26 protein-coding genes and 1 other annotated feature are annotated in these 26672 nt (G+C 36.4%); all 26 genes read left to right on the top strand.

Features of this window, described 5'->3' with window-relative positions:
- The first annotated feature begins 226 nt into the window (after positions 1-226).
- Positions 227-925, top strand: a complete 699-nt coding sequence (locus tag ACTJJ9_RS16995; protein ID WP_255451914.1) for an MgtC/SapB family protein — start codon at positions 227-229, stop codon at positions 923-925.
- Positions 926-1049: 124 nt separating this feature from the next.
- Positions 1050-1511, top strand: a complete 462-nt coding sequence (locus ACTJJ9_RS16990) for a CtsR family transcriptional regulator (protein ID WP_095301324.1) — start codon at positions 1050-1052, stop codon at positions 1509-1511.
- A gap of 16 nt (positions 1512-1527) precedes the next feature.
- Positions 1528-2070 (top strand): UvrB/UvrC motif-containing protein, encoded by a 543-nt coding sequence (locus ACTJJ9_RS16985; RefSeq protein WP_145582382.1) that lies wholly within the window; start codon positions 1528-1530, stop codon positions 2068-2070.
- Positions 2070-3158, top strand: coding sequence for a protein arginine kinase (locus tag ACTJJ9_RS16980; protein ID WP_095301326.1), 1089 nt, complete (start codon positions 2070-2072; stop codon positions 3156-3158). The genes ACTJJ9_RS16985 and ACTJJ9_RS16980 overlap by 1 nt, the downstream gene beginning before the upstream one ends.
- A gap of 2 nt (positions 3159-3160) precedes the next feature.
- Complete coding sequence (gene clpC, locus ACTJJ9_RS16975; protein WP_095301327.1) at positions 3161-5602, top strand: ATP-dependent protease ATP-binding subunit ClpC; 2442 nt, start codon at positions 3161-3163, stop codon at positions 5600-5602.
- A gap of 174 nt (positions 5603-5776) precedes the next feature.
- The gene (gene radA / locus ACTJJ9_RS16970; RefSeq protein WP_095301328.1) at positions 5777-7150 is read left to right on the top strand and encodes a DNA repair protein RadA; all 1374 of its coding nucleotides are present in this window, start codon (positions 5777-5779) and stop codon (positions 7148-7150) included.
- Between the two features lie 3 nt (positions 7151-7153).
- Positions 7154-8233 (top strand): DNA integrity scanning diadenylate cyclase DisA, encoded by a 1080-nt coding sequence (gene disA, locus ACTJJ9_RS16965; RefSeq protein ID WP_095301329.1) that lies wholly within the window; start codon positions 7154-7156, stop codon positions 8231-8233.
- Between the two features lie 314 nt (positions 8234-8547).
- On the top strand, positions 8548-9645 hold the full coding sequence (locus tag ACTJJ9_RS16960; RefSeq protein ID WP_145582381.1) for a PIN/TRAM domain-containing protein: 1098 nt from the start codon (positions 8548-8550) through the stop codon (positions 9643-9645).
- A 145-nt stretch (positions 9646-9790) separates the two neighbouring features.
- Entirely contained in the window at positions 9791-10483 is a 693-nt protein-coding gene (gene ispD, locus ACTJJ9_RS16955; protein WP_145582380.1) for a 2-C-methyl-D-erythritol 4-phosphate cytidylyltransferase, read from the top strand.
- Between the two features lie 18 nt (positions 10484-10501).
- The gene (ispF, locus tag ACTJJ9_RS16950; RefSeq protein WP_145582379.1) at positions 10502-10978 is read left to right on the top strand and encodes a 2-C-methyl-D-erythritol 2,4-cyclodiphosphate synthase; all 477 of its coding nucleotides are present in this window, start codon (positions 10502-10504) and stop codon (positions 10976-10978) included.
- Between the two features lie 145 nt (positions 10979-11123).
- Positions 11124-12581, top strand: a complete 1458-nt coding sequence (gene gltX / locus ACTJJ9_RS16945) for a glutamate--tRNA ligase (RefSeq protein WP_145582378.1) — start codon at positions 11124-11126, stop codon at positions 12579-12581.
- A gap of 587 nt (positions 12582-13168) precedes the next feature.
- Positions 13169-13864 carry a serine O-acetyltransferase gene (cysE, locus tag ACTJJ9_RS16940; RefSeq protein ID WP_095301334.1) on the top strand — a complete coding sequence of 232 codons (696 nt, stop codon included), beginning with the start codon at positions 13169-13171 and terminating at the stop codon, positions 13862-13864.
- Positions 13815-15212: a cysteine--tRNA ligase gene (gene cysS / locus ACTJJ9_RS16935; protein WP_145582377.1), complete on the top strand. Its 1398-nt coding sequence runs from the start codon at positions 13815-13817 to the stop codon at positions 15210-15212. Before cysE ends, cysS begins: the two co-directional genes overlap by 50 nt.
- Before the next feature lie 142 nt (positions 15213-15354).
- Complete coding sequence (locus ACTJJ9_RS16930) at positions 15355-15762, top strand: Mini-ribonuclease 3 (protein ID WP_095301336.1); 408 nt, start codon at positions 15355-15357, stop codon at positions 15760-15762.
- Between the two features lie 17 nt (positions 15763-15779).
- Entirely contained in the window at positions 15780-16523 is a 744-nt protein-coding gene (gene rlmB / locus ACTJJ9_RS16925; protein WP_095301337.1) for a 23S rRNA (guanosine(2251)-2'-O)-methyltransferase RlmB, read from the top strand.
- Between the two features lie 5 nt (positions 16524-16528).
- A complete protein-coding gene (locus tag ACTJJ9_RS16920; RefSeq protein ID WP_095301338.1) occupies positions 16529-17035 on the top strand; it encodes an NYN domain-containing protein in 507 nt (168 codons plus the stop codon).
- A 70-nt stretch (positions 17036-17105) separates the two neighbouring features.
- Complete coding sequence (sigH, locus tag ACTJJ9_RS16915; protein ID WP_095301339.1) at positions 17106-17762, top strand: RNA polymerase sporulation sigma factor SigH; 657 nt, start codon at positions 17106-17108, stop codon at positions 17760-17762.
- A gap of 129 nt (positions 17763-17891) precedes the next feature.
- Positions 17892-18041 carry a 50S ribosomal protein L33 gene (gene rpmG / locus ACTJJ9_RS16910; RefSeq protein WP_095301340.1) on the top strand — a complete coding sequence of 50 codons (150 nt, stop codon included), beginning with the start codon at positions 17892-17894 and terminating at the stop codon, positions 18039-18041.
- A 102-nt stretch (positions 18042-18143) separates the two neighbouring features.
- Entirely contained in the window at positions 18144-18329 is a 186-nt protein-coding gene (gene secE, locus ACTJJ9_RS16905) for a preprotein translocase subunit SecE (protein ID WP_095301341.1), read from the top strand.
- Positions 18330-18733: 404 nt separating this feature from the next.
- Positions 18734-19267: a transcription termination/antitermination protein NusG gene (gene nusG / locus ACTJJ9_RS16900; protein ID WP_095301342.1), complete on the top strand. Its 534-nt coding sequence runs from the start codon at positions 18734-18736 to the stop codon at positions 19265-19267.
- 251 nt (positions 19268-19518) lie between these two features.
- Positions 19519-19944, top strand: coding sequence for a 50S ribosomal protein L11 (gene rplK, locus ACTJJ9_RS16895; protein ID WP_026561207.1), 426 nt, complete (start codon positions 19519-19521; stop codon positions 19942-19944).
- A 112-nt stretch (positions 19945-20056) separates the two neighbouring features.
- Positions 20057-20755, top strand: coding sequence for a 50S ribosomal protein L1 (gene rplA, locus ACTJJ9_RS16890; protein WP_095301344.1), 699 nt, complete (start codon positions 20057-20059; stop codon positions 20753-20755).
- A gap of 49 nt (positions 20756-20804) precedes the next feature.
- Positions 20805-20947: a sequence feature (ribosomal protein L10 leader region), on the top strand.
- Between the two features lie 47 nt (positions 20948-20994).
- The gene (rplJ, locus tag ACTJJ9_RS16885) at positions 20995-21495 is read left to right on the top strand and encodes a 50S ribosomal protein L10 (RefSeq protein WP_095301345.1); all 501 of its coding nucleotides are present in this window, start codon (positions 20995-20997) and stop codon (positions 21493-21495) included.
- 61 nt (positions 21496-21556) lie between these two features.
- Positions 21557-21919 carry a 50S ribosomal protein L7/L12 gene (gene rplL, locus ACTJJ9_RS16880; RefSeq protein WP_095301346.1) on the top strand — a complete coding sequence of 121 codons (363 nt, stop codon included), beginning with the start codon at positions 21557-21559 and terminating at the stop codon, positions 21917-21919.
- A gap of 119 nt (positions 21920-22038) precedes the next feature.
- Positions 22039-22641 carry a class I SAM-dependent methyltransferase gene (locus ACTJJ9_RS16875; RefSeq protein WP_145582376.1) on the top strand — a complete coding sequence of 201 codons (603 nt, stop codon included), beginning with the start codon at positions 22039-22041 and terminating at the stop codon, positions 22639-22641.
- Positions 22642-22996: 355 nt separating this feature from the next.
- Positions 22997-26578 (top strand): DNA-directed RNA polymerase subunit beta, encoded by a 3582-nt coding sequence (rpoB, locus tag ACTJJ9_RS16870; protein ID WP_095301348.1) that lies wholly within the window; start codon positions 22997-22999, stop codon positions 26576-26578.
- Positions 26579-26672 lie beyond the last annotated feature (94 nt).

The raw sequence follows: 26672 nt of genomic DNA, 5'->3' as shown, positions 1-26672 counted from the left end.
TAAAGTGAAAAAGTCTATAAAGAAAGGCGACTATCCGTCCAAAAAATGAACGGATAGTCGCCTTTTTCGTTTACGATCTTGAAATAAAATTAAAAAACGTAAGTTTTTCAGTGGCCTCGTAAAGATTCTGGTCTTTTTTAGAAGCTGTATTAATAAATATAGTAAAACAAAAATTCAAATTTATAAAAAAGAATGTTTGGATGATCTTATAATAGGAGAATGAATAGTGAATTATATTGAGTTATTTAGCCAAGAGACATATACAATATTCTTTCGAATAATTGTTGCAACGTTTTTATGTGGAGTTATTGGTTTGGAAAGAGAATTTAATAATCATCCTGCAGGGTTTCGTACACATCTCCTGGTAGGTATGGGCTCTTGCTTAATGATGATTTTATCATTATATGGATTTAATGAATATATTGAAAGTAACGGGAATATTCGATTTGATCCGGCAAGAATTCCATCATATGTTATAAGTGGAATAGGATTTTTAGGTGGTGGAACAATTTTAGTAAAAGGTGCGACTGTGAGGGGACTAACTACAGCTGCATCTATTTGGATTGTAGCAGGTTTAGGTTTAGTTATTGGAGCTGGAATGTATGGGGCCGCACTTTTTACGACTATTATGGTTTTAATGTGTTTAATCTTTTTAAATCGTCTTGAGAAGTATATGAATAGTAAAAAGTTAAGAAGAAAAATAAAGGTTGTTATAAAATCTAATAAAGGCAAAGTAGATCAGGTAATTAAAAAACTAAATACATATAATTTAAAAATCACAAAAGTTATGTTGACGGAATGTCATAAAAATAGTGAGGGTTTGGTTACTTTAAACTATACAATAGATGTAAATATGCCAACAATTGAACAACATGTAATAGAAAGAATTATTGTCGAAAATCCTGAAATAGAAAAAATATACTAATGGGTTTTACATAAGGTAATTTTGGCAATATTTAAAGTGAAACAGAAAAGTTGAAAAATTTTTCTGTTCGTTTTATAGTAAGATTAAAGTCAAATATAGTCAAAGTCAGTGAGGGGGAGGTAGAGTGAGAAATATTTCGGACATTATTGAACAATACTTAAAACATGTTTTGGATAATAGTGGGAAAGAAATAGTTGAAATTAAACGTAGTGAAATTGCGGATAAATTTCAATGTGTACCTTCACAGATAAACTATGTAATTAATACAAGATTTACAATCGAAAGAGGCTATGTTGTTGAAAGTAAACGTGGTGGAGGAGGCTATATTCGGATTATTAAAGTTCAAGCAAATAATCAAGCACATCTTCTAGACCAAATTCTCCACTTGATAAATCACCGCCTTTCACAAGCAGCTGCAGAAGATATTATCGGTAGACTCGTTAGTGAGGAAGTTATATCTGAAAGGGAAGCAAAGCTAATGTTAAGTGTTATTGATCGCTCAGTTCTGTATATAGATTTACCGCATCGAGATGAATTGAGGGCAAGAATGGTAAAGGCAATGTTAACCTCGTTGAAATATAAGTAGAAAGTAGGGGAGACGGATGATATGCCAGGAATGTAATGAAAGACCGGCTACGTTTCACTTTACAAAAGTGATTAATGGTGAAAAAACCCAGGTTCATATGTGTGAGCATTGTGCTCAAGGAAACAGTGATCTCTTTATGTTTAATGGTAGCGCTGGTTTTTCGTTAAATAATTTGCTTACAGGTCTTCTAAATATGGAAACAGGAAAGGTTAAGCAAGAAAATAATGTTTTTCATTCGAATGATCAACCACACTGTGAACAATGTAAAATGACTCTTCAACAATTTAAAAAGGTTGGTCGATTCGGTTGTTCCAATTGCTACCCGACCTTTAAAAACTATATAACACCAATCCTTAAACGTGTACATGGTGGGAATACAGTGCATGCGGGTAAAATCCCTAAGCGTATTGGTGGCGACCTTCATATTCGAAAACAAATCGAAATTTTAAAAAGTAAAATTAATGAATATATCCTTCAAGAGGAATTTGAAAAAGCAGCAGAAGTAAGAGATGAAATAAAATCACTGGAAAAAAAGTTAAGCAATAAGGAGGGATTGTGATGTCACTCCAGAAATTTACGAATAGGGCAGTTAGTGCATGGATGAAAGATGGTCCAGACTCAGATATTGTCCTTAGTAGCCGAATTCGTTTAGCTAGAAATATTGATATGTATAAATTTCCGACCATTTCAACAAATGAAGAGCTGCAGAATATTTTAACGTTTTTTGAAACAACGTATTCAAGTAAAGGATTCGAACATATTGGTCAATTAGAGCTAATAAAGATGAATGAGATGCAACCGATTCAAAAGCGAGTATTGGTTGAAAAGCATTTAATAAGTCCGAATCTAGCAGAAAACTCTTCCTATGGAGGTTGCTTATTATCTGAAAATGAAGAAGTAAGCATCATGATTAATGAAGAAGACCATATCAGAATTCAATGCTTATTCCCAGGATTTCAGTTAACTGAAGCGTTGGAAATGGCGAATAAATTAGATGATTGGATTGAAAAAGAGGTTGATTATGCTTTTGATGAAAAACTAGGGTATTTAACTAGTTGTCCAACAAATGTTGGGACTGGATTGCGTGCTTCTGTTATGATGCATTTACCGGCTTTAGTCCTTACGCAAAAAATTAACCGAATAATCCCAGCAATAAATCAACTAGGCTTAGTTGTAAGAGGTATTTATGGTGAGGGTAGTGAAGCAATCGGGAACCTATTCCAGATTTCTAATCAAATAACATTAGGTAAATCTGAGAAAGACATTGTAGAGGATCTCATTAGTGTAGTCCAACAGTTAATAACACAGGAAAGAAGTACGAGAGAAGCATTGTATAATTCCTCACAGACCCAACTTGAGGATAGGGTATATCGTTCCTTTGGTACATTGGCATATAGTCGTATAATCGAATCTAATGAAACTGCAAAATGTCTTTCAGATGTTAGATTAGGTATTGATTTAGGAATAATTAAAGATGTATCGCGAAACATGCTTAACGAGTTAATGATATTAACACAACCTGGTTTCTTACAGCAATACTTTGGTGGCCCATTACGACCAGAAGAAAGAGATGTACGGCGATCTGCTTTAATTAGGGAGCGTTTAAATCTAGAAATGGAACGAAACAAACGGATGGAGGATGAATAGTCATGATGTTTGGAAGATTTACAGAGCGCGCACAAAAGGTACTTGCTTTAGCACAAGAGGAAGCAGTTCGTTTAGGTCATAATAATATCGGAACGGAACATATTTTACTAGGACTTGTGAGTGAAGGTGAAGGAATTGCGGCAAAAGCTTTAATCGCTTTAGGCCTTGGACCAGAGAAAATCCAAAAAGAAGTCGAAGGATTAATTGGCAGAGGTCAGGATGTATCACAAACAATTCACTATACACCTAGAGCAAAAAAGGTAATAGAACTATCAATGGACGAAGCGAGAAAATTAGGTCATTCGTATGTAGGGACTGAGCATATTTTATTAGGGCTTATTCGTGAAGGCGAAGGTGTTGCAGCAAGAGTATTAAACAACCTAGGTGTAAGCCTTAATAAAGCGAGACAACAAGTCCTTCAATTGCTAGGCAGCAATGAAACATCATCTAATCATCAAGGTGGAAGCATGGCTAGTGCGAATACGCCAACGCTTGATAGTTTAGCTCGTGATTTAACGGCGATAGCTAGAGAAGGAAGTCTAGATCCTGTTATTGGTCGTAGTAAAGAAATTCAACGCGTTATTGAAGTGTTAAGCAGACGGACAAAAAACAACCCAGTATTAATCGGGGAGCCTGGTGTAGGTAAAACAGCTATTGCTGAAGGATTAGCACAGCAAATTGTTCAAAATGAGGTTCCGGAAATATTAAGAGATAAACGGGTTATGACTCTTGATATGGGTACAGTTGTAGCTGGTACGAAATATCGTGGTGAATTCGAGGATAGACTTAAAAAAGTAATGGATGAAATTCGTCAAGCAGGAAACATCATTTTGTTTATCGATGAATTACACACGTTAATTGGTGCAGGCGGTGCTGAGGGTGCTATCGATGCGTCAAATATTTTAAAGCCTTCATTAGCACGAGGTGAATTGCAATGTATCGGTGCTACAACACTTGATGAATATCGAAAATACATTGAAAAAGATGCTGCACTTGAAAGAAGATTCCAACCTATTCAAGTGGATGAACCAACAATTGAAGAAAGTATTAAAATCTTAAAAGGCTTACGTGATAGATATGAAGCACATCATCGAGTTTCAATTACAGATGAAGCAATTGATGCTGCAGTTAAATTGTCAGATCGTTATATATCTGATCGCTTCTTGCCAGATAAAGCAATTGATTTAATTGATGAGGCGGGCTCAAAAGTTCGGTTACGCTCTTTCACAACACCACCAAATTTAAAAGAGCTTGAGCAAAAGCTTGAGGAAATCCGTAAAGAGAAGGATGCTTCAGTTCAAAGTCAAGAATTTGAAAAGGCGGCTTCCTTACGTGACACTGAGCAACGTTTACGTGAACAGCTAGAAGAAACGAAAAAAACATGGAAAGAAAAACAAGGTCAAGAAAATACAGAAGTAACAGTAGAAGATATTGCGATGGTTGTATCAAGCTGGACTGGTGTCCCAGTATCTCGTTTAGCACAAACAGAAACAGATAAGCTTTTGAATATGGAAAACCTTTTACATTCGAGAGTTATTGGTCAAGATGAAGCAGTAGTTGCTGTTGCTAAAGCTGTGAGACGTGCTCGTGCTGGGTTAAAGGATCCGAAACGCCCGATTGGTTCTTTCATTTTCTTAGGGCCAACTGGTGTTGGGAAAACAGAGCTTGCAAGAGCATTAGCTGAATCGATTTTTGGTGATGAGGATGCAATGATTCGCATCGATATGTCAGAGTATATGGAGAAACATTCTACATCCCGTTTAGTTGGTTCACCTCCTGGATATGTTGGATATGATGAAGGTGGTCAGCTAACTGAAAAGGTTAGAAGAAAACCTTATTCTGTTGTACTTCTTGATGAGATTGAGAAAGCACATCCAGATGTATTTAATATCTTGTTGCAAGTATTAGAAGATGGAAGATTAACTGACTCTAAAGGTCGTACGGTTGATTTTAGAAATACAATTTTAATTATGACGTCTAACGTTGGAGCAAGTGAATTAAAACGAAATAAATATGTTGGCTTTAACGTCCAAGACGAAACACAAAATTACAAGGATATGAAAGATAAAGTAATGAACGAGCTTAAACGTGCGTTCAGACCAGAGTTTATAAACAGAATTGATGAAATCATCGTCTTCCACTCATTAGAGAAAAAACATCTAAAAGAAATTGTTTCTCTTATGTCTGACCAGCTTACAAAGCGTCTAAAGGAACAAGATTTAACGTTGGAATTAACGGATGCAGCTAAAGAGAAAATTGCTGATGAAGGAATTGACCTTGAATACGGTGCAAGACCACTACGTCGCTCAATCCAAAAAAATGTTGAGGATCGTTTATCTGAAGAGCTGTTAAAAGGTACAATTGATAAAGGTCAAAAGATTATTTTAGATGTTGAAAATGGTGAATTTGTCGTTAAAACGGCTGAAAAAGAAGAAGTAAAATAGCAGTAAACAAATGGAACATGTGAGGCATACTGAAAAATGTGTGCCTCCTTTCTTTATAGTTTCTTGTTCTCAAACGAAAAGAACTCTCCTATTTTAATCTCCTTTCTATATAATGAAGATATGTATCATAATTAGCTAGTCTAATGGCTAATCTATTAAGAGAGGAACACATTTATGGCAAAAACAAAATTAAAATATATATGTCAATCATGCGGATATGAATCCCCTAAATGGATGGGGAAATGTCCAGGCTGTCAAGAATGGAACACAATGACAGAGGAACTCTTAAAACCAGCTTCACCTCGTAAGGCAGTGTTTGCACATTCATCGCAAACTGTACAAAAACCTTCCCCAATCACCAACATTGAAACAACTCAAGAACCAAGAATATATACGAACCTAAAAGAATTTAATCGAGTATTAGGAAGTGGAATTGTTAAGGGATCACTCGTATTAATCGGTGGCGATCCCGGTATTGGAAAATCCACTTTATTACTACAAGTATCATCCCAGTTAGCTGAAAATGGAAATGATGTTTTATATATTTCCGGGGAAGAATCAGTCAAACAAACAAAACTTAGGGCTGATCGTCTAGGGGTTAAATCTAATAAACTATACGTATTATCAGAGACAGATTTAAGCTTTATTTCCAAGGCAATTGAAGAAATGAATCCAACATTTGTTGTCGTTGACTCTATTCAAACGGTATTCCATAGTGAAATAAGCTCTGCCCCAGGTAGTGTTTCTCAAGTTAGAGAGTCTACAGCTGAATTAATGAGAATTGCAAAGACAAAAGGAATTGCGATCTTTATCGTTGGTCATGTTACGAAAGAGGGATCCATAGCTGGACCTCGATTATTAGAGCATATGGTTGATACCGTTCTTTACTTTGAAGGGGAAAGACATCATACATATCGAATTTTACGAGCTGTAAAAAATCGATTTGGATCAACTAATGAAATGGGCATTTTTGAGATGAAGGAATCAGGATTAGAAGAAGTTCTAAATCCATCAGAAATCTTTCTTGAGGAAAGGTCAAAGGGAGCTGCGGGATCAACAGTCGTAGCATCTATGGAAGGTACGAGACCGGTTCTTGTAGAAATTCAAGCATTAATATCGCCGACTAGCTTCGGAAATCCTAGACGTATGGCAACAGGAATTGATCATAACCGTGTTCCTTTATTAATGGCTGTTTTGGAAAAACGAGTGGGCTTACTATTACAAAATCAAGATGCTTATTTAAAAGTAGCTGGCGGTGTAAAGCTAGACGAACCTGCTATAGACTTAGCAGTTGCGGTTAGTATCGCCTCAAGCTTTAAGGATGCTCCGCCGAAACCAACGGATGTTATCATCGGAGAAGTTGGTTTAACAGGAGAAGTTAGAAGGGTATCTCGAATTGAACAAAGAGTCATTGAGGCTGCAAAGCTTGGATTCAAGAGGGCGATTATTCCGTCTGCCAATATCGGTGGTTGGCATGCTCCAGATGATATCGAAATAATTGGCGTAAAAAATGTAGCTGAAGCCCTCCAGAAAACATTAGGAGGATAATAAATGTCAGATAAAGAGAATAAATCGGGTGATAAAACGTTAAATGAAATTTTACAATTTGTTGCACCAGGGACACCGATTAGAGAAGGAATTGAAAATGTCCTTCGCGCAAAAACCGGTGGGTTAATCGTTGTCGGACATAATGAGAAAGTGAAAGAGGTTATTGATGGCGGCTTTTCTATCCAATGTCCATTTTCATCGGCACATTTGTATGAATTAGCAAAAATGGATGGGGCTATTATATTAAGTGATACAGGGAATAGGATTGTTTATGCAAATGCACAGCTTGTTCCCGATCCATCGATATATTCTTCTGAAACCGGTATGAGGCATCGGACTGCAGAAAGAGTGGCAAAGCAAACTGGTAACCTAGTGATTGCGATTTCGCAAAGACGAAACGTTATCACGTTATATCATGGTGAATTAAGGTATGCTCTTAGAGACATAGGTGTTATTTTAACAAAGGCAAATCAGGCCATTCAAACGTTGGAAAAATACAAGTTAGTGTTAGACCAATCAATTGCAACATTAGGAGCATTAGAATTAGAAGAACTTGTTACGTTTAAAGAGGTAATTCTTGTATTGCATCGCTTTGAAATGGTTTTTCGAATTAAGGATGAGATTAACGATTATGTAAATGAGTTAGGTGCAGAAGGTCATCTCATAAGATTGCAATTAGCTGAATTGCTCTCTGGATTAGAGGAAGAAGCGGCATTATTAATTAAAGATTATTCGAATGAGAAAATAGCGGATGCCTATCAAATTCTAAAACAACTTCAGGAGCTTTCCAGCTTTGAACTTATAGAGGATTCGGTTTTATTTAAATTGCTTGGCTATTCTTCATTTACAACGGTCGAGAGCCCTGTCATGCCACGAGGATATCGCATGTTAAATAAGATTCCGAGACTTCCGACAATAATTATTGAAAATTTAGTGACAGCTTTTAAAAATTTGAAACTTATTTTGCATGCATCCGTAGAACAGTTAGATGAGGTAGAAGGTATTGGTGAGGTTAGGGCGAAAAAGATTAAAGAGGGATTAAAGAGATTGCAAGATCAACTTTTAGTAGATCGTAAAATATAAGAAATTTTAATGAAACTTGCAACATTTTTGATTTAAATTCGTCAAATTAGGGTATATTAAAATTGTTTTTTAAAATCACTTTAAGTATATAGAGTCATTTTTTCAGTAATGTTTCTTTTCTCACTGTATATCAACCTCTATTTAGAAAAGGAGCGAAACCGAAACTGACAGAAAAAATGACAAAAATTTTAGAATGCTGTGCAAAACTCTGATAGTTTACAGCATTGTATCAATCTATTTACATTTTTGATTTTTTATTTCACAAAGACAAGAAGTAAGATAAAGTAAATATAACGTAAAAAGGAGGTGAAGGTATGTTAATTAAACGCATAATACAACTGTTATTTCTATGTGTGGGTGGAATGTTAGGGATCTTCCTTATGCCCAAACTACTAGAGCTTTTATCTATGCAGGACATACCTTTTATTAATACGCCATATACCTTAGCAGTATTAGGTGCAATTATATTTTTTGTTGCAACTTTTTGGATTGTAGATTACGTCGTGAATTGGATAAAGTTGTTAGAAGAGGCTGTTGTAAAGGCTCCTGTTACGGATGTTTTATTTGGAAGCTTAGGATTAATCTTTGGTCTTATAATTGCTTTTCTTATCGGAATTCCATTAAATGAAATACAATATCAATTGTTTAATACAATTATTCCTATATTTTTAACACTTTTGCTCGGATATCTTGGTTTCCAAATTGGTTTTAAGAAAAGAGACGAATTAATTAACCTATTTTCAATGCCAAATCGTATTGGAAAGAAAAAGGGCTCAACTGAGGAAGAGCTAGAACAAGAAGAGAAGAAGCTTAAAATTCTAGATACAAGTGTCATTATTGATGGTAGAATTGCGGATATTTGTCAAACAGGATTTTTAGAAGGAACAATTGTTATTCCTCAATTTGTATTAGAAGAGCTTCAACATATTGCGGATTCTTCAGATGTTTTAAAGCGTAATAGAGGACGCAGAGGATTAGATATTTTAAATCGGATTCAAAAGGAACTTGCAATTAATGTTGAAATTTATGAAGGTGACTTCGAGGATATTCAAGAGGTTGACAGTAAGTTAGTGAAGCTAGCAAAGCTTACCTCTGGTGTTGTAGTAACAAATGATTTTAATTTGAATAAGGTTTGTGAATTACAGAAGGTCCATGTTCTTAATATTAATGATTTAGCCAATGCAGTTAAACCAGTTGTTTTACCTGGGGAAGAAATGAATGTACAAGTGATTAAAGATGGTAAGGAACATAATCAAGGAATTGCTTATTTAGATGATGGAACAATGATTGTAGTTGAAGATGGTCGAAATTATATCGGTAAGCATATAGATGTTCTTGTCACAAGTGTACTTCAAACATCAGCGGGAAGAATGATTTTTGCTAAACCCAAAATGCTAGAAAAAGCATTATAACATTGGATAATGTAGGATAGAACATAAATTAAACTTAACAAGTAGCCCATGAAGCATATGCAAGCAAATGTTTCATGGGCTGTTTTACATATTTAGGCGAATCTTTTAAGATGATGGTATACTGAATTATTGAAGGAGAAACTCTATGAATTATCAAGTAATTATTCCAGCTGCAGGACAAGGGAAACGAATGAATGCAGGGAAAAATAAGCAGTTTATTGAGCTTAAAGGTACTCCCATTATTATTCATACATTAAAGATTTTTGAAGCACATCCAAATTGTTCAGGTATAGTGTTAGTCATTAATGAACAAGAGCGTGAAGAATTTATTAAGTTACTTGAACAATATGAAATCAAAAAAGTAAAACGTTTAGTTTCAGGTGGAGCAGAAAGGCAATTAAGTGTATATAACGGATTACAAGCAGTTGATTCTTGTGATTTTATTCTTGTACATGATGGGGCACGACCATTTATATCACATGAACAGATTGAACAGCTTATTAGTGGGGCAGTGCCTACAGGTGCAGCAACGTTAGCAGTTCCTGTTAAGGATACGATTAAACGAGTAAACAATGGTTTGGTTGTTGAAACAGTCGAGAGATCAAGCTTATGGTCAATTCAAACACCACAGGCATTTCGGTTATCTCTAATTTTAGAGGCACACCAACAAGCAGCAACAGATAACTACTTAGGAACAGATGATGCCAGCTTAATTGAACGGGTTGGGAAGCAGGTTTCTATCGTTTTAGGAGACTATACGAATATTAAGTTAACGACTCCAGAGGATTTATTGCTAGCAAATGCAATTCTTGATAGTCAAAAAGAGACAAATAAGTAATGAGGAAAGAGGGACATAATGATTAGAGTTGGACAAGGTTTTGACGTACATCAATTAGTCGAAGGTAGACCGCTAATAATCGGTGGGATTGAAATACCATATGAGAAGGGACTATTAGGTCATTCAGATGCTGATGTTTTATTACATACTGTCGCTGATGCTTGCTTAGGGGCAATTGGTGAAGGGGATATTGGCAAGCATTTTCCTGATACAGATCCTAAATTTAAAGATGCAGACTCAGCAAAGCTACTAACGCATGTTTGGTCTCTTGTAAAAGCAAAAGGGTATGAACTAGGAAACATTGATTGCACAATAATTGCACAGAAGCCAAAAATGGCACCACATATAGAAAAGATGAGAGAACGTATTGCACAGTTACTTGAAGCAGATATTTCACAGGTGAATGTGAAAGCGACAACCACTGAAAAATTAGGGTTTACTGGAAGACAGGAAGGGATCGCTTCTTTAACAACGGTCTTGGTTCAAAGTGTTTAACAGTCTAAAGAGTTAAATTATTGTTAAGAATGAAATAGTGAGTTTTGTATATTGAATAATTTGGTGATAAAATGAAGTCTGTTAATAAAGCGAATTTATTTATAGAGAAAATTCTCTTATAACCAAAGCGTGTGGAGGTTTAATCATGACAAATGAAGTAAGGGTGCGTTATGCACCTAGTCCAACGGGTCATTTACATATTGGAAATGCAAGAACGGCATTATTTAATTATTTATTTGCAAAAAATCTTAATGGAAAATTCATTGTTCGAATTGAAGATACTGATAAAAAGCGGAACATTGAGGGTGGAGAGCAAAGTCAATTAAAGTATATGAATTGGCTTGGAATCACTTGGGATGAAAGTGTAGATATTGGCGGGGAATATGGTCCATATCGTCAATCGGAGAGAAATGATATTTATAAAAAATATTATGAGGAACTACTTGCAAAAGATTTAGCATACAAATGCTATTGTACGGAAGAAGAGCTTGAGAAGGAACGAGAAGAACAAATGGCTCGCGGTGAAACACCACAATATTCCGGGAAGCATGCCCATTTAACTAAGGAAGAGCAGGATGAGCTTGAAGCAAAAGGTTTACCATACAGCATACGGTTCAGAGTACCTGCTAACAAAGAATATCGTTTTAACGATATGGTTAAAGGTGAAATTGCATTTGAATCAGAGGGAATGGGCGATTTCGTTATTGTGAAGAAGGATGGAACACCAACCTATAATTTCGCAGTAGCAGTAGATGACCACTTAATGAAGATTTCTCACGTCTTACGTGGTGAGGATCATATTTCAAATACACCGAAGCAAATTATGATTTACGAAGCATTTGGTTGGGAAGTACCTGTATTTGGACATATGACGCTTATTGTAAATGAAAATCGGAAAAAATTAAGTAAGCGCGACGAGTCCATTATTCAATTTATTGAGCAATATGAAGAGCTAGGCTATTTGCCAGAAGCGCTGTTTAATTTCATTGCTTTACTAGGCTGGTCTCCTGGTGGTGAAGAGGAGCTATTTAGTCAAGCTGAGCTTATTGAACGTTTCGATGCAGCACGATTATCCAAATCACCAGCTGTGTTCGATACCCAAAAGCTTGCTTGGATGAATAATCAATATATTAAACAATTAGATAAAGAGGCTCTTGTTAGATTAGCTTTACCTCATTTAGTTAAATCAGGAAAAGTATCTGAAAACATGAGTGAGGAAGAAAAGGAAAGAATTCACCAATTAATTACACTTTATCAGGAACAAATGAGTTATGGGGCAGAAATTGTAAGCTTAACAGAATTGTTCTTTAAAGAAGAGATTTCTTATAATAGAGAAGCAGAATCAGTTCTTGAGGGAGAAACGGTTCCTGAAGTATTAAAAGCATTTGTGAGCGAATTGGAAGGCATAGAAAAGCTATCTGATGAAAATGTAAAGGCTGCTATTAAGGCTGTACAAAAAGCGACTGGTCAAAAGGGTAAGAATTTATTTATGCCAATTCGTGTTGCGATTACAGGTCAAACACATGGGCCAGATTTACCAAAATCGATAGCTATTTTAGGAAAAGAGACTGTTATTTCAAGATTAAAAAATGTTATTAGTTAACTTTTTTTGAAAAATGTAATATAGTAATGGTAATCATATAAGGTAAAGCGATGAAAAGGAGAGTAGGGTTTTACTTCCTTATTAGAGAGAACCTCCATTGGCTGAAAGAGGTTTATGTGAAGTAATGCTTGAAATGCACCTTTGAGTCTTTTTCTAAACGTCTTGAATTTGGATTAGTAAGGGAAAGCGTGTTGCTCTGCGTTAAAGAGTGAAAGTTGAGGTGATGGGCTAGCAAAAAGAGTGCTGCTCGTCCCTAAACAGAGTGGAACCGCGCCCTTTAAGCGTCTCTGTATATTGATACAGAGGCGCTTTTTTTAATTCTTAGGCCATGTTAAAGGTTATTGTAGATTTTTATGGCACTTTCTAGATTGGAGTGGAGGGCATGAGTCTTCTACTTAGAAAAACGTGTCAATGGGAGACCCACAAGGTTGCGCTAAAGGAGCCCGGACCGCCCGTGAAAGAAAGGAATGCCTGAAGCTTAAAATCAACAACTATGTTTAACAGAGCAAATTCTTAAAAAAGCTTAATAAAAGTAGTCCTTGTTAAAAAAGTATAGCCAAACGATCAAAGTGATTGGAGGGAAATAAATGCTTAAAATGATGAAGGAAGATATCGATGTAATATTTGATCAGGACCCTGCAGCAAGAAGTTATTTTGAAGTTATTTTAACTTATTCTGGTTTACATGCGATTTGGGCACATCGAATTGCACATGCATTTTACAAAAGGAAACTATACTTTTTAGCAAGACTAGTTTCACAAATTAGCCGCTTTTTTACAGGAGTTGAAATTCATCCCGCAGCAAAAATTGGTCGCCGGTTCTTTATCGACCATGGCATGGGAGTCGTAATAGGAGAGACTTGTGAAATAGGTGATGATGTAACAGTGTTTCAAGGTGTTACATTAGGTGGAACAGGTAAAGAAAAGGGGAAAAGGCATCCTACTATTAAAGACCATGCATTAATTGCAACGGGTGCCAAGGTATTAGGCTCAATTACTGTAGGTGCCTATTCTAAAATAGGAGCCGGTTCAGTTGTTTTAAAGGATGTTCCGGATCATTCAACAGTTGTTGGAATTCCGGGTCGTGTGAAGGTGCAAAATGGCCGGAGAGTCGACCAAGACTTAAATCATTGTGACTTGCCGGATCCAGTGGCAGATCGTTTTAAAGAGCTAGAGGCAGAGTTATCGAGATTGAAGTTTGAAGTGCAACAGTTAAGGAAAGGAAAGAATGAACATGACAATAAAGTTGTACAATACGCTAACGAGGCAAAAAGAAACGTTTGAACCCCTTGAACAAGGCAAGGTAAAAATGTATGTATGTGGCCCAACTGTCTATAACTATATCCATATCGGAAATGCAAGACCTGCAATCGTCTATGATACAGTACGTCGGTATTTAGAATATCGTGGTTATGAAGTAAATTATGTATCTAATTTTACAGATGTTGATGATAAATTAATAAAGGCTGCAAATGAGCTAGGGGAGGATGTCCCAACAATTGCAGAGCGGTTTATTGAAGCCTATTTCGAGGATGTTACAGTACTAGGCTGCAAGCAGGCAACAGTTCACCCACGTGTTACAGAAAGTATCGATATTATTATCGACTTCATCCAAGCTTTAATTGATAAAGGGTATGCTTACGAAGCGGGTGGAGATGTTTACTATAAAACGAGAGAATTTAAAGAATATGGAAAGCTATCACATCAGTCGATTGATGAGCTACGTTTAGGAAATCGAATCGAAGTTGGTGAAAAGAAACAAGATGCTTTGGATTTTGTCCTTTGGAAAGCTGCAAAAGAAGGAGAAATTTCGTGGGAAAGTCCTTGGGGTAATGGGCGCCCAGGTTGGCATATTGAATGTTCAGCAATGGCGAAGAAATATTTAGGTGATACGATTGATATTCATGCTGGTGGCCAAGACTTAGCGTTCCCACACCATGAAAATGAGATTGCTCAATCAGAGGCGCTTAACGAAAAACCATTTGCTAAGTATTGGATGCATAATGGATATATCAACATAAATAATGAAAAAATGTCTAAATCACTTGGGAATTTTGTATTAGTACATGACATTATTAAAGAGATTGATCCACAAGTTGTAAGATTTTTTATGCTATCTGTTCATTATCGACACCCAATTAATTTTTCGCAGGAATTGCTAGAGAGCACACAAAATGCGTTTGAACGATTAAAAACTTCATACATGAACTTACAACATCGAAAAGAAAGCAGTAATAATTTAACACATAATGATGAAGATTGGTTACAGAAAATCTCTGAAGCGCAAACGCAATTCCAGACAGAAATGGATGATGATTTTAACACAGCAAATGCCATCTCTGTACTTTTTGATTTAGCTAAACATGCTAATTACTATTTAGAGGAGCAAAATACTTCTGAAAAGGTGATACAGACATTTCTTGATGTATTTGACCAATTGGGAGAAGTACTAGGAGTTAAATTTGCACAGGTAGAGCTTTTAGATGCCGAAATCGATGAATTAATTAATCAACGAATTCAAGCGAGAAAGGATCGCAACTTCGCATTAGCTGATGAAATTCGCGAAAAATTGAAGGAAATGAACATTATCCTAGAAGATACTCCACAGGGTACAAGATGGAAGCGGGGGTAATGGATTACTTTTTGCTCCATTAGGGTATAAAGGAAATAGAAACTAAAGTCCATATACTTGAATGGCAAGCATTTCGGGCACTTGATTAGTTGCTGAAATGTTCGATATGCTTGTCAAGGCTTTAAAAGAAAAGAGGAACTAAATGTTTTTAGATTTAGAACAAATTAAAGATTCAAAGCTATTAAATAGCTTAGCCTTAGCATATATTGGCGATGCTGTTTATGAGATCTATGTTAGGCATCATCTCCTTGCAAGTGGGAACGTTCGTCCAAACCAGCTTCATAATTTAGCAAAAAAATATGTTTCTGCTAAAGCTCAAGCTAGCATCTTACATCATCTGTCAACACAAGGCATATTTTCTGAAGAAGAGGAAGCGGTCATTAGGCGCGGGAGAAATGCGAAGTCAGGAACAGTACCAAAAAACACCGATGTCCAAACATACCGATATAGCACTGCCTTTGAAGCGCTTATTGGATATCTATATTTAGAAAAAAGACATCAACGTCTAGAAGAAATTATCCAACTCGCTCTTCAATTCATTAAAGCATAAGGAAAGGAGGAGGGCTAATGGAACAAGATTATATTATTGGGAGAAATCCTGTTATAGAAGTGTTAAAATCCTCCAGAGATATTAATAAGATATGGGTTGCTGAAAATTCATTAAAGGGACAAGCTCAGCAAATAACGAAGCTTGCAAAGGAAAGAGGCATTACCATTAATTTTGTCCCGAAAAAAAAGATTGACCAAATGGTTGAAGGAAATCATCAAGGCGTTGTAGCACAGGTTGCAGCGTATGAATATGTTCATGTTGACGATATTTTAGCAGCAGCGGAAAAAAAGGGAGAAGCACCGTTTATATTGCTTCTTGATGAATTAGAAGATCCACATAATTTAGGCTCAATCATGAGAACAGCTGATGCCGTTGGTGCGCATGGTATTATTATCCCAAAAAGAAGATCAGTGGGATTAACAGCAACAGTTGCGAAAGCATCTACTGGTGCAATCGAATATATTCCAGTTGCTCGTGTAACGAACTTAGCTAGAACAATCGAGGAATTAAAGGAACGTGGCGTTTGGATCGTTGGAACAGATGCTAAGGGAGCAGATGACTACCGAAACCTAGATGGGAAAATGCCGTTAGCACTTATTATTGGAAGTGAAGGCAAAGGAATTGGAAGACTAATTAAGGAAAAATGTGACTTTCTCATTAAAATGCCTATGGTTGGGCATGTTACATCACTGAATGCATCGGTGGCTGCTAGCCTTTTAATGTATGAGGTATACCGAAAGCGACACCCACTAGGGGAGTAGTTTTTATGGATATCCTACTAGTCGATGGATATAACATCATTGGGGCATGGCCTGACCTGCAGCAGCTGAAGAAAAGTAATCTATCTGAAGCAAGAGATCGTCTAATTGAAAAAATGGCTGAATATCAAGCATACACTGGTTATCGAGTCATTGTTGTTTTTGATGCCCATCAAGTAAAAGGGATAGAAAAAAAACAAAAAAATTATCGTGTAGAAGTTATCTATACTAGAGAAAATGAAACTGCTGATGAACGTATAGAAAAGCTAGCTATCTCATTAAATAACATAAAAACTCAAGTACATGTTGCTACTTCGGATTTTACAGAGCAATGGGCAATTTTTGGACAAGGCGCGCTTCGGAAATCAGCGAGAGAGCTGTTAAATGAAATGGAATCAATTGAAGGGCGTATACAGCATAAAGTAAAGAAGATTGAGGAGAAAAAGCCAGTTTCAAAAATTTTCTTACCAGATGATGTCTTGGAAAAGCTGGAAAAGTGGCGTAGGGGTAACTGATAGTTGGTTGACGCTTTCAAAATATATACTGTATAATATTGTTATCTTGTGTACGGTCGGGGGGATCGGCTTGAATTCACCAATCAACAAGGGTAAGGTCAACAAAGAAGAGTTTGTGATTTTGGAAGATGAACAAGTGGTTGAACTCGTACATAATGGACAAAGTGAAGCACTTGACTATTTAATTTCAAAATATCGAAATTTTGTACGAGCAAAGGCTAGGTCGTATTTTTTAATAGGCGCTGACCGAGAGGATATTGTTCAAGAAGGTATGATTGGTTTATACAAAGCGATTCGTGACTTCAAAGAGGATAAACTCACATCGTTTAAAGCGTTTGCGGAATTGTGCATCACGAGACAGATAATAACTGCAATTAAAACAGCAACTCGGCAAAAACATATACCTCTTAATTCATATGTATCATTGGACAAGCCTATTTATGATGAAGAATCTGATCGGACGTTGATGGATGTTATTTCTGGTGCAAAAGTCATGGACCCAGAGGAATTAATCATTAACCAAGAGGAATTTGATGATATTGAAGTGAAGATGGGAGAGCTGTTAAGTGATTTAGAACGTAAAGTCCTCGTGCTATATCTTGATGGCCGTTCTTATCATGAAATTTCAGAAGAATTAAATAGACATGTTAAGTCAATAGATAATGCGCTACAACGAGTGAAAAGAAAACTCGAGCGCTATTTAGAGCTTAGAGAAATTAGCCTTTAGTTATAAAGGTACTTACGATTGATATTTTGAGAAAATAATGCTTCCGTTCAAGTTTTATCGTTTATTGACGAAGAAACGACACTATGTTACATTTTTAGAGAATCTATACGCAAATAGTAGGTGACGGAAGTGCGGAAAAAAGTAACATTATCATGTACATCATGCGGAAGTCGAAATTATACTACCATGAAAAATACGGTCAGTTCAAATGACCGATTAGAAATAAAGAAGTTTTGTAAGGTTTGCAATTCGCATACGAGCCACCGTGAAACAAAATAGTACTTATATTTCTTACATCTTATTTTTGCATACCTTAGTGTTGGACAAGGTGCTTTAAGAATGAATTGCTAAGTTTCCCTATTATTCCTGGAGGTAACATTCATGCAACGTTTAGTTAATTTTTTTCAAAATGTATCACGCGAAATGAAAAAAGTTAGTTGGCCAAAAGGTAAAGAACTAACTAAGTACACAATAACTGTTGTAACTACAGTTGCATTTGTTACGGTTTTCTTTGCAGTAATTGATTTAGGAATTTCTTCATTAATTCGTTTAATTTTGAATAACTAATGGAAAATCGTGCTATAATAGAAATATTAATCTTTGTCTGCGAAACCCGTTAAACGGGTTTTTTCATTGTTCAAAAAAATTTTTGAACAGCCGTTCTATCTAACTAGGGATTAGAACCACTTAAACTAGTATATATGTTTTTAAATAGTTAGGTTATAAGGGAAACATCTTGAAATGAACTTTAGAGAAAAAGGAAATATTCTTCGGTGTTATGTTGCATTAAAAGCTTGTAATTAGATATGCCCTATAAACAAGGGGAGGATCTTGATTGCAAATGAGCTAATCCTATATGAATGCCGTTCTGGAATGAATGATGTTTTCATCAGTAGGGAATGGTATCGAACACCACAAGGAGATTGAACTACATTATTTGTGGGGAGGGAAGGACAAGTTGTCCTGAAACTATGGAAAAGAATTGGTATGTAGTACACACATATTCAGGTTATGAAAACAAGGTAAAGGCAAACCTTGAGAAGCGTGTTGAATCAATGGGAATGGAAGATAAAATCTTCCGAGTTGTTGTTCCTGAAGAAGAAGAAACAGAAATTAAAGATGGCAAGAAAAAGGTAATGAAAAAGAAAGTATTCCCAGGCTATGTGTTAGTTGAGATTGTAATGACAGATGACTCTTGGTATGTCGTGCGAAATACACCAGGTGTTACTGGGTTTGTTGGTTCAGCGGGGCACGGATCAAAGCCGACTCCATTACTTCCGGATGAAGTGAATTTCATTTTAAAACGAATGGGTATGGATGAGCGTCGTGTAGAGATTGACTTTGAATTAAACGAAACTGTAAAAGTTACAGAGGGACCTTTTGCGAATTTCACTGGATCCATTGAGGAAATTGATCACGATAAAAATAAATTAAAAGTGCTTGTTAATATGTTTGGAAGAGAAACACCTGTTGAGCTGGACTTTTCACAGGTAAGTAAATTATAATCTAAAAAAACTTGAAATCAAAAGTTAAAAGTGGTAGAATTTCATAGGTCAGTATGTCTCAGAAATCTGAGATGTCATTAAGCTTTTAACTGATCAGAAATACAATTCATTTCTGAATCGAATATGGTATTCAACAAATCTCGAAATGAGTTTCTGAATATCTGATTTTACCATTCTTATCAAGAGTGGTTTAGATGAGTGGGAGGGTTTTAACCCAATTACCACATCACGGACTTAAGGAGGTGTGTCTCGTGGCTAAAAAAGTAATTAAAATTGTAAAATTACAAATTCCTGCAGCGAAAGCTAATCCAGCACCACCAGTTGGTCCTGCATTAGGTCAAGCTGGTGTTAATATCATGGGATTCTGTAAAGAGTTTAACGCACGTACAGCTGATCAAGCTGGTTTAATCATTCCAGTAGAAATCACAGTATTCGAGGACCGTTCATTTACATTTATTACAAAAACTCCTCCTGCTGCAGTTCTTCTTAAGAAGGCAGCTGGTATTGAGTCAGGTTCTGGTGAACCAAACCGTAATAAAGTAGCGACAGTTAAACGTGACAAGGTACGTGAAATCGCTGAAACAAAAATGCCTGATTTAAACGCAGCAAGCGTTGAATCTGCTATGCGTATGGTTGAAGGTACTGCTCGTAGTATGGGTATTGTTATCGAAGACTAATGTTTCGTTAGTTTAGGAATGTTTTTTAGGGTTGCGAGTTTGCTTAAAAACAAGTTCGCAACCTTTATTCGTGGGAGGTTATTCCGCTAAAACCACTAAGGAGGAAAAAACAATGGCTAAAAAAGGTAAAAAGTTAGCAGAAGCTGCTAAGCTTGTAGATCGTTCAAAATTCTATTCTGTTCAAGAAGCAGTAGAATTAGTTAAAAAAACAAGCATCGTAAAATTTGATGCAACAGTTGAAGTGGCATTCCGTTTAGGAGTTGACCCTAAGAAAGCTGACCAACAAATTCGTGGAGCAGTCGTTCTACCGAATGGTACTGGTAAAACTCAACGTGTATTAGTATTTGCAAAAGGTGAAAAAGCAAAAGAAGCAGAAGCTGCAGGTGCTGACTATGTAGGCGATGCTGATTATATCAATAAAATTCAACAAGGTTGGTTTGAATTTGATGTAATCGTTGCTACACCTGACATGATGGGTGAAGTTGGTAAATTAGGTCGCGTATTAGGACCAAAAGGTTTAATGCCAAACCCTAAAACTGGAACTGTTACATTTGACGTAACAAAAGCTGTTAATGAAATCAAAGCTGGTAAAGTTGAATACCGTTTAGATAAAGCGGGAATCATCCATGTTCCTATCGGTAAGGTTTCATTTGAAGATAGCAAATTAGTTGAAAACTTTACAACAGTTTATGAAACATTATTAAAAGCGAAACCAGCTGCTGCAAAAGGTACTTACATGAAGAGTGTAAATGCTACTTCTACAATGGGACCTGGAGTAAAAGTTGATGCTTCTAGCTTCGCTGTAAAATAATAACTATTGACTTTGATTAGTAGTTTCTATATAATAATCAATGTTGTTTAAATAAATAATCGCTATACCGTAGACAGTAGGTGCTATTATTAGCTTAATTTCCTACCGAGGTGTATTTACGAATAAAGCATATATGCTTGTTGTTGTATTTACAAACCTCCATGTCTATCGTGGAGGTTTTCTCGTGCAGTCATCACCGAACGGTACTAGTGTCATATGAAACTACAGGAGGTGTAACAATGAGCGCAATTATCGAACAAAAGAAACAAATCGTTGAAGATATCGCTGCTAAATTCCGTGAAAGCAAATCTACTATCGTTGTAGATTATCGTGGATTAACAGTTGGTGAGGTAACAGAACTTCGTAAGCAATTACGTGATGCAGGAATTGAGTTCAAAGTATACAAAAATACAATGACTCGTCGTGCTGTAGAACAAGTTGAACTTACTGGCTTAAACGATGCGTTAACAGGACCTAATGCAATTGCATTCAGTAATGAAGATGTTGTAGCTCCAGCGAAAATTTTAAATGACTTTGCGAAAAATCATGAAGCTCTTGAAATTAAAGCTGGTGTTATTGAAGGTAATGTTGCTACTGTTGAAGAAGTGAAAGCTCTTGCTGAACTTCCATCACGCGAAGGCTTACTTTCTATGTTGCTTAGCGTTCTTCAAGCTCCAATCCGTAACTTTGCTCTTGCTACTAAAGCAGTTGCAGATCAAAAAGAAGAACAAGGTGCTTAATTTAACAAATCTAGTGTTAACTATCTAATACCATTAAAGGAAAAACAAGGAGGAAATTATAATGACTCAAGAACAAATCATTGAAGCAGTTAAAAATATGACTGTTTTAGAATTAAACGACTTAGTTAAAGCAATTGAAGAAGAGTTTGGTGTAACTGCTGCAGCTCCTGTAGCTGTTGCTGGTGCTGCTGCTGGTGAAGCTGCTGCTGAGAAAACTGAATTTGACGTAGTACTTGCAAGTGCTGGCGGACAAAAAATCAAAGTTATTAAAGTAGTACGTGAAGCTACTGGCCTTGGCTTAAAAGAAGCTAAAGAATTAGTAGACAACGCTCCAAAACCACTTAAAGAAGGCGTATCTAAAGAAGAAGCTGAAGAATTAAAAGCTAAACTTGAAGAAGTAGGCGCTTCTGTAGAAGTTAAGTAATTTAAAATCATTTATAAAAGAAGTCCGCTTTTTAGCGGACTTTTTATTTATGTATTTTTGTATGTATAAATTGACAGAAGTTAGTAAAATATAAACTCCTGAAAGAGGAGGAACGATTGATGAATGATCACTATTATTCAGAAAAGCCTACTGTGGAAAGTGACCGGAAAACATGGGAATTTGAATTAAAGGGATACAACTTTACTTTTCAGAGTGATAAAGGAGTATTTTCTAAGAATGAAGTTGATTTTGGCTCGAGAATTTTGATTGAAAACTTTATCCCACCTACAATTGATGGCGATTTTTTAGATGTTGGTTGCGGATATGGACCGATAGGACTCTCACTTGCAAAACATTTTGATAGACATGTTGATATGATTGATGTAAATGAAAGAGCAGTAGAGTTAGCGAAGGATAATGCAGTGAAAAATTCTATAAACAATGTAACAATATTTCAAAGTAACTTATTTTCTAATATTGATGAAAAACGCCAATATGCAGCAATTATCACAAATCCTCCTATCCGGGCTGGGAAAAAGGTAGTTCATGCAATTTTTGAAACTAGCTATCATCATTTAGTGAATGATGGGGAATTATGGATAGTTATTCAGAAAAAACAAGGGGCACCGTCAGCAATCGATAAATTAAAAGAGTTATACTCTGAGGTAGTGGTAGTTGATAAGAAAAAAGGCTATTTTATTATTAAGGCGAAAAAAAGTTGACTCAATATCCTTGTTATGTTAACATTATAAAATGCCAATATATAATTTCCATAACTGTCTAATTTTTTGTAAAAACTTGTATGAAAATTAGATATTTGGAAATACTTATAAAATCAATAGTACGATTAAATTGTGGTTTTTCTTAGTTAGAAACCCTTTTTATTTTTTGTTTTTTCCTTGCGTATGTGCTTCGTTTTCCTTTATTTTTAACTTCAGATTTTATAGTATATATTAAGATATTGATTTTTAAGAGAATGATCATATGTGAGTTCTCTTATTCGTCTGTCTAAAAAATAAGGTATACATAATAAGTACAACGCAAGATCTATTACGCTTGATTTGAGGGGTGAATGAGTTGACGCATCAACTAGTTCAGTATGGACGACACCGCCAACGTAGAAGTTACGCACGCATTAGTGAAGTGTTAGAATTACCTAATCTTATTGAGATTCAAACGTCTTCCTATCAGTGGTTTCTTGATGAGGGCTTGAGAGAAATGTTCCAAGATATTTCTCCTATTGAGGATTTTACTGGTAACCTCTCGCTAGAATTTATTGATTATAGCTTAGGAGACCCAAAGTACTCTGTTGAGGAATCAAAAGAGCGCGATGTTACCTATTCTGCACCGTTACGTGTGAAGGTGCGACTTATTAACAAGGAAACTGGTGAAGTAAAAGATCAAGATGTCTTTATGGGGGATTTCCCTCTAATGACGGAGACAGGTACATTTGTGATTAATGGAGCAGAGCGCGTTATCGTGTCTCAGTTAGTCCGTTCTCCAAGTGTATATTACAGTGCCAAGGTCGATAAAAATGGTAAAAAAGGCTTTACAGCTACTGTTATTCCAAACCGTGGAGCTTGGTTAGAGTACGAAACAGATGCAAAAGATGTCGTTTATGTACGTATTGACCGTACACGTAAGTTGCCAGTAACGGTTCTTTTACGTGCTCTTGGGTTTGGCTCTGATCAAGAAATCATCGACTTATTGGGTGAAAATGAGTACTTGCGTAATACGCTAGATAAAGATAATACGGAAAGTACTGAAAAAGCACTACTTGAAATTTATGAGCGTCTTCGTCCTGGTGAACCACCAACGGTAGAAAACGCAAAAAGTTTATTAGATTCTAGATTCTTCGATCCTAAAAGATATGATTTGGCAAATGTTGGTCGTTACAAGATTAATAAAAAGCTACATATTAAAAATCGACTTTTCAACCAACGTTTAGCTGAAACCTTAGTAGATCCTGAAACTGGGGAAATCATCGCTGAAAAGGGTACGATGATCGATAGAAGAACACTTGATCGAATCTTACCAAACTTAGAAAGTGGAGTAGGATTTAAAAAAGAGCATCCATCTGGTGGTGTTATTGAGGAAGAAGTGACTCTACAGTCAATTAAAATCTTTGCTCCAAATGATCCAGAGGGTGAAAAAGTAATAAATGTATTAGGAAATGCCTATGTAGAAGAGGCTGTTAAAAATATAACTGTAGCAGATATTTTAGCATCTATCAGTTATTTCTTTAACCTATTACATGGTGTTGGTGATACGGATGATATCGATCATCTCGGTAATCGTCGTTTACGTTCTGTTGGGGAATTATTACAAAATCAATTTAGAATTGGTTTATCTCGTATGGAACGTGTAGTTCGTGAAAGAATGTCTATTCAGGACACGAACACAATCACACCACAGCAATTGATTAATATTCGTCCGGTTATTGCGTCAATTAAAGAGTTCTTTGGTAGCTCGCAATTATCACAATTCATGGATCAAACAAACCCTCTTGCTGAACTAACGCATAAGCGTCGTTTATCTGCACTTGGACCTGGTGGTTTAACGCGTGAACGTGCTGGTTTTGAGGTTCGTGACGTTCACTATTCACACTATGGTCGTATGTGTCCAATTGAAACACCAGAGGGACCAAACATTGGATTGATTAACTCATTATCTTCTTACGCAAAGGTAAACAGATTTGGGTTTATTGAAACTCCATATCGTCGTGTTGATCCAGAGACTGGTAAGGTTACATCTCGAATTGACTATTTAACGGCGGATGAAGAAGATAATTATGTTGTCGCACAAGCGAATGCTAGATTAGCTGAAGATGGCTCTTTCATTGATACAGATATCGTATCTCGTTTCCGTGGTGAAAACACGGTTGTTCATAGAGATCGCATTGATTACATGGATGTATCTCCAAAACAAGTCGTTTCTGCTGCTACTGCATGTATTCCGTTCTTAGAAAATGATGACTCAAACCGTGCGTTAATGGGAGCGAACATGCAACGACAAGCTGTTCCATTATTAAACCCAGAGGCACCGATCGTTGGTACTGGAATGGAGTATGTATCAGGTAAAGACTCTGGTGCAGCTGTTATTTGTAAGCATCCGGGAATCGTTGAACGTGTCGAAGCGAAAAACGTTTGGGTTCGTCGTTATGAAGAAGTAGATGGACAAAAGGTTAAGGGTAATCTTGATAAGTACAGCTTGTTGAAATTTATCCGTTCAAACCAAGGTACATGCTACAACCAAAGACCTATCGTAAGTGTGGGTGATGAGGTTGTGAAGGGAGAAATCCTAGCTGATGGTCCATCTATGGAAAAAGGTGAACTTGCTCTTGGGCGAAATGTAATGGTAGCGTTCATGACATGGGATGGTTATAACTATGAGGATGCCATTATCATGAGTGAGCGTTTAGTAAAAGATGATGTTTATACTTCAATTCATATTGAAGAATATGAATCAGAATCTCGTGATACAAAATTAGGACCTGAAGAAATCACTCGTGATATTCCTAACGTTGGTGAAGATGCATTAAGAAATCTTGACGAACGTGGAATTATTCGAATTGGAGCAGAAGTAAAAGACGGCGACTTACTAGTTGGAAAAGTTACACCTAAAGGGGTAACTGAGTTAACAGCAGAAGAGCGATTACTTCATGCAATCTTCGGTGAGAAGGCACGTGAAGTTCGTGATACTTCATTGCGTGTACCACACGGCGGAGAAGGGATTGTTCTGGATGTTAAAGTCTTTAACCGTGAAGACGGTGATGAATTACCACCAGGAGTTAATCAATTAGTTCGCGTGTTTATTGTACAGAAGCGTAAAATACATGAAGGCGATAAGATGGCTGGACGTCATGGTAATAAAGGGGTTATCTCACGTATTCTTCCGGAAGAGGATATGCCTTATTTACCAGATGGAACACCTGTTGATATCATGTTGAACCCTCTAGGGGTACCATCACGTATGAATATCGGTCAGGTTCTTGAGCTGCATCTTGGTATGGCTGCTCGTAAGATGGGTATCCATGTTGCGTCTCCAGTATTTGATGGTGCCAGAGAAGAAGATGTATGGTCAACATTAGAAGAAGCAGGAATGGCGCGTGACGCTAAAACTGTATTATATGATGGCCGTACTGGTGAACCGTTTGATAACCGTGTATCAGTAGGGATCATGTACATGATCAAGCTAGCACATATGGTTGACGATAAGTTACATGCACGTTCAACAGGTCCATATTCATTAGTTACACAACAACCGCTTGGTGGTAAAGCACAGTTCGGTGGTCAGCGATTTGGAGAGATGGAGGTTTGGGCACTTGAAGCATACGGTGCTGCATATACTCTTCAAGAAATTCTAACTGTAAAATCGGATGATGTCGTTGGTCGTGTGAAAACATATGAAGCTATTGTAAAAGGCGAAAATGTTCCTGAACCAGGAGTTCCTGAATCATTTAAAGTATTAATTAAAGAGCTTCAAAGTTTAGGTATGGACGTTAAAATGCTTTCAAGTGATGAACAAGAAATTGAAATGAGAGATCTTGATGATGATGAGGATGACTCTCAACAAGCAGAAGGATTTTCAATTACTGAGCAAGAAGAACCAGAGCTTGAAGCTGTCGAACTAGAAAAGGACACAGTAGCGAAAGAATAATGTATACCTGAGCGTCTAGATCAGTAAATCTAGGCGCTACAGTTAACATTAAGATAAGAAAATGTATCTTATAATATGGGTAGAACCTGAAGAC

The organism is Metabacillus sp. 22489, assembly GCF_052044855.1.
GTDB lineage: Bacteria > Bacillota > Bacilli > Bacillales > Bacillaceae > Metabacillus > Metabacillus niabensis.
The sequence above is the reverse complement of the archived record's forward strand: the minus strand, read 5'-3'. Positions and strand labels throughout refer to the sequence as shown.

What these genes read in the sequence shown, in the direction of transcription:
- ACTJJ9_RS16985 (WP_145582382.1), top strand. Translation starts at nt 1,528, where the DNA reads ATGATATGCCAGGAATGTAATGAAAGACCGGCTACGTTTCACTTTACA.
- ACTJJ9_RS16980 (WP_095301326.1), top strand. Translation starts at nt 2,070, where the DNA reads ATGTCACTCCAGAAATTTACGAATAGGGCAGTTAGTGCATGGATGAAA.
- clpC (WP_095301327.1), top strand. Translation starts at nt 3,161, where the DNA reads ATGATGTTTGGAAGATTTACAGAGCGCGCACAAAAGGTACTTGCTTTA.
- radA (WP_095301328.1), top strand. Translation starts at nt 5,777, where the DNA reads ATGGCAAAAACAAAATTAAAATATATATGTCAATCATGCGGATATGAA.
- disA (WP_095301329.1), top strand. Translation starts at nt 7,154, where the DNA reads ATGTCAGATAAAGAGAATAAATCGGGTGATAAAACGTTAAATGAAATT.
- ACTJJ9_RS16960 (WP_145582381.1), top strand. Translation starts at nt 8,548, where the DNA reads ATGTTAATTAAACGCATAATACAACTGTTATTTCTATGTGTGGGTGGA.
- ispD (WP_145582380.1), top strand. Translation starts at nt 9,791, where the DNA reads ATGAATTATCAAGTAATTATTCCAGCTGCAGGACAAGGGAAACGAATG.
- ispF (WP_145582379.1), top strand. Translation starts at nt 10,502, where the DNA reads ATGATTAGAGTTGGACAAGGTTTTGACGTACATCAATTAGTCGAAGGT.
- gltX (WP_145582378.1), top strand. Translation starts at nt 11,124, where the DNA reads ATGACAAATGAAGTAAGGGTGCGTTATGCACCTAGTCCAACGGGTCAT.
- cysE (WP_095301334.1), top strand. Translation starts at nt 13,169, where the DNA reads ATGCTTAAAATGATGAAGGAAGATATCGATGTAATATTTGATCAGGAC.
- cysS (WP_145582377.1), top strand. Translation starts at nt 13,815, where the DNA reads ATGACAATAAAGTTGTACAATACGCTAACGAGGCAAAAAGAAACGTTT.
- ACTJJ9_RS16930 (WP_095301336.1), top strand. Translation starts at nt 15,355, where the DNA reads ATGTTTTTAGATTTAGAACAAATTAAAGATTCAAAGCTATTAAATAGC.
- rlmB (WP_095301337.1), top strand. Translation starts at nt 15,780, where the DNA reads ATGGAACAAGATTATATTATTGGGAGAAATCCTGTTATAGAAGTGTTA.
- ACTJJ9_RS16920 (WP_095301338.1), top strand. Translation starts at nt 16,529, where the DNA reads ATGGATATCCTACTAGTCGATGGATATAACATCATTGGGGCATGGCCT.
- secE (WP_095301341.1), top strand. Translation starts at nt 18,144, where the DNA reads ATGCAACGTTTAGTTAATTTTTTTCAAAATGTATCACGCGAAATGAAA.
- nusG (WP_095301342.1), top strand. Translation starts at nt 18,734, where the DNA reads ATGGAAAAGAATTGGTATGTAGTACACACATATTCAGGTTATGAAAAC.
- rplA (WP_095301344.1), top strand. Translation starts at nt 20,057, where the DNA reads ATGGCTAAAAAAGGTAAAAAGTTAGCAGAAGCTGCTAAGCTTGTAGAT.
- rplJ (WP_095301345.1), top strand. Translation starts at nt 20,995, where the DNA reads ATGAGCGCAATTATCGAACAAAAGAAACAAATCGTTGAAGATATCGCT.
- rplL (WP_095301346.1), top strand. Translation starts at nt 21,557, where the DNA reads ATGACTCAAGAACAAATCATTGAAGCAGTTAAAAATATGACTGTTTTA.
- ACTJJ9_RS16875 (WP_145582376.1), top strand. Translation starts at nt 22,039, where the DNA reads ATGAATGATCACTATTATTCAGAAAAGCCTACTGTGGAAAGTGACCGG.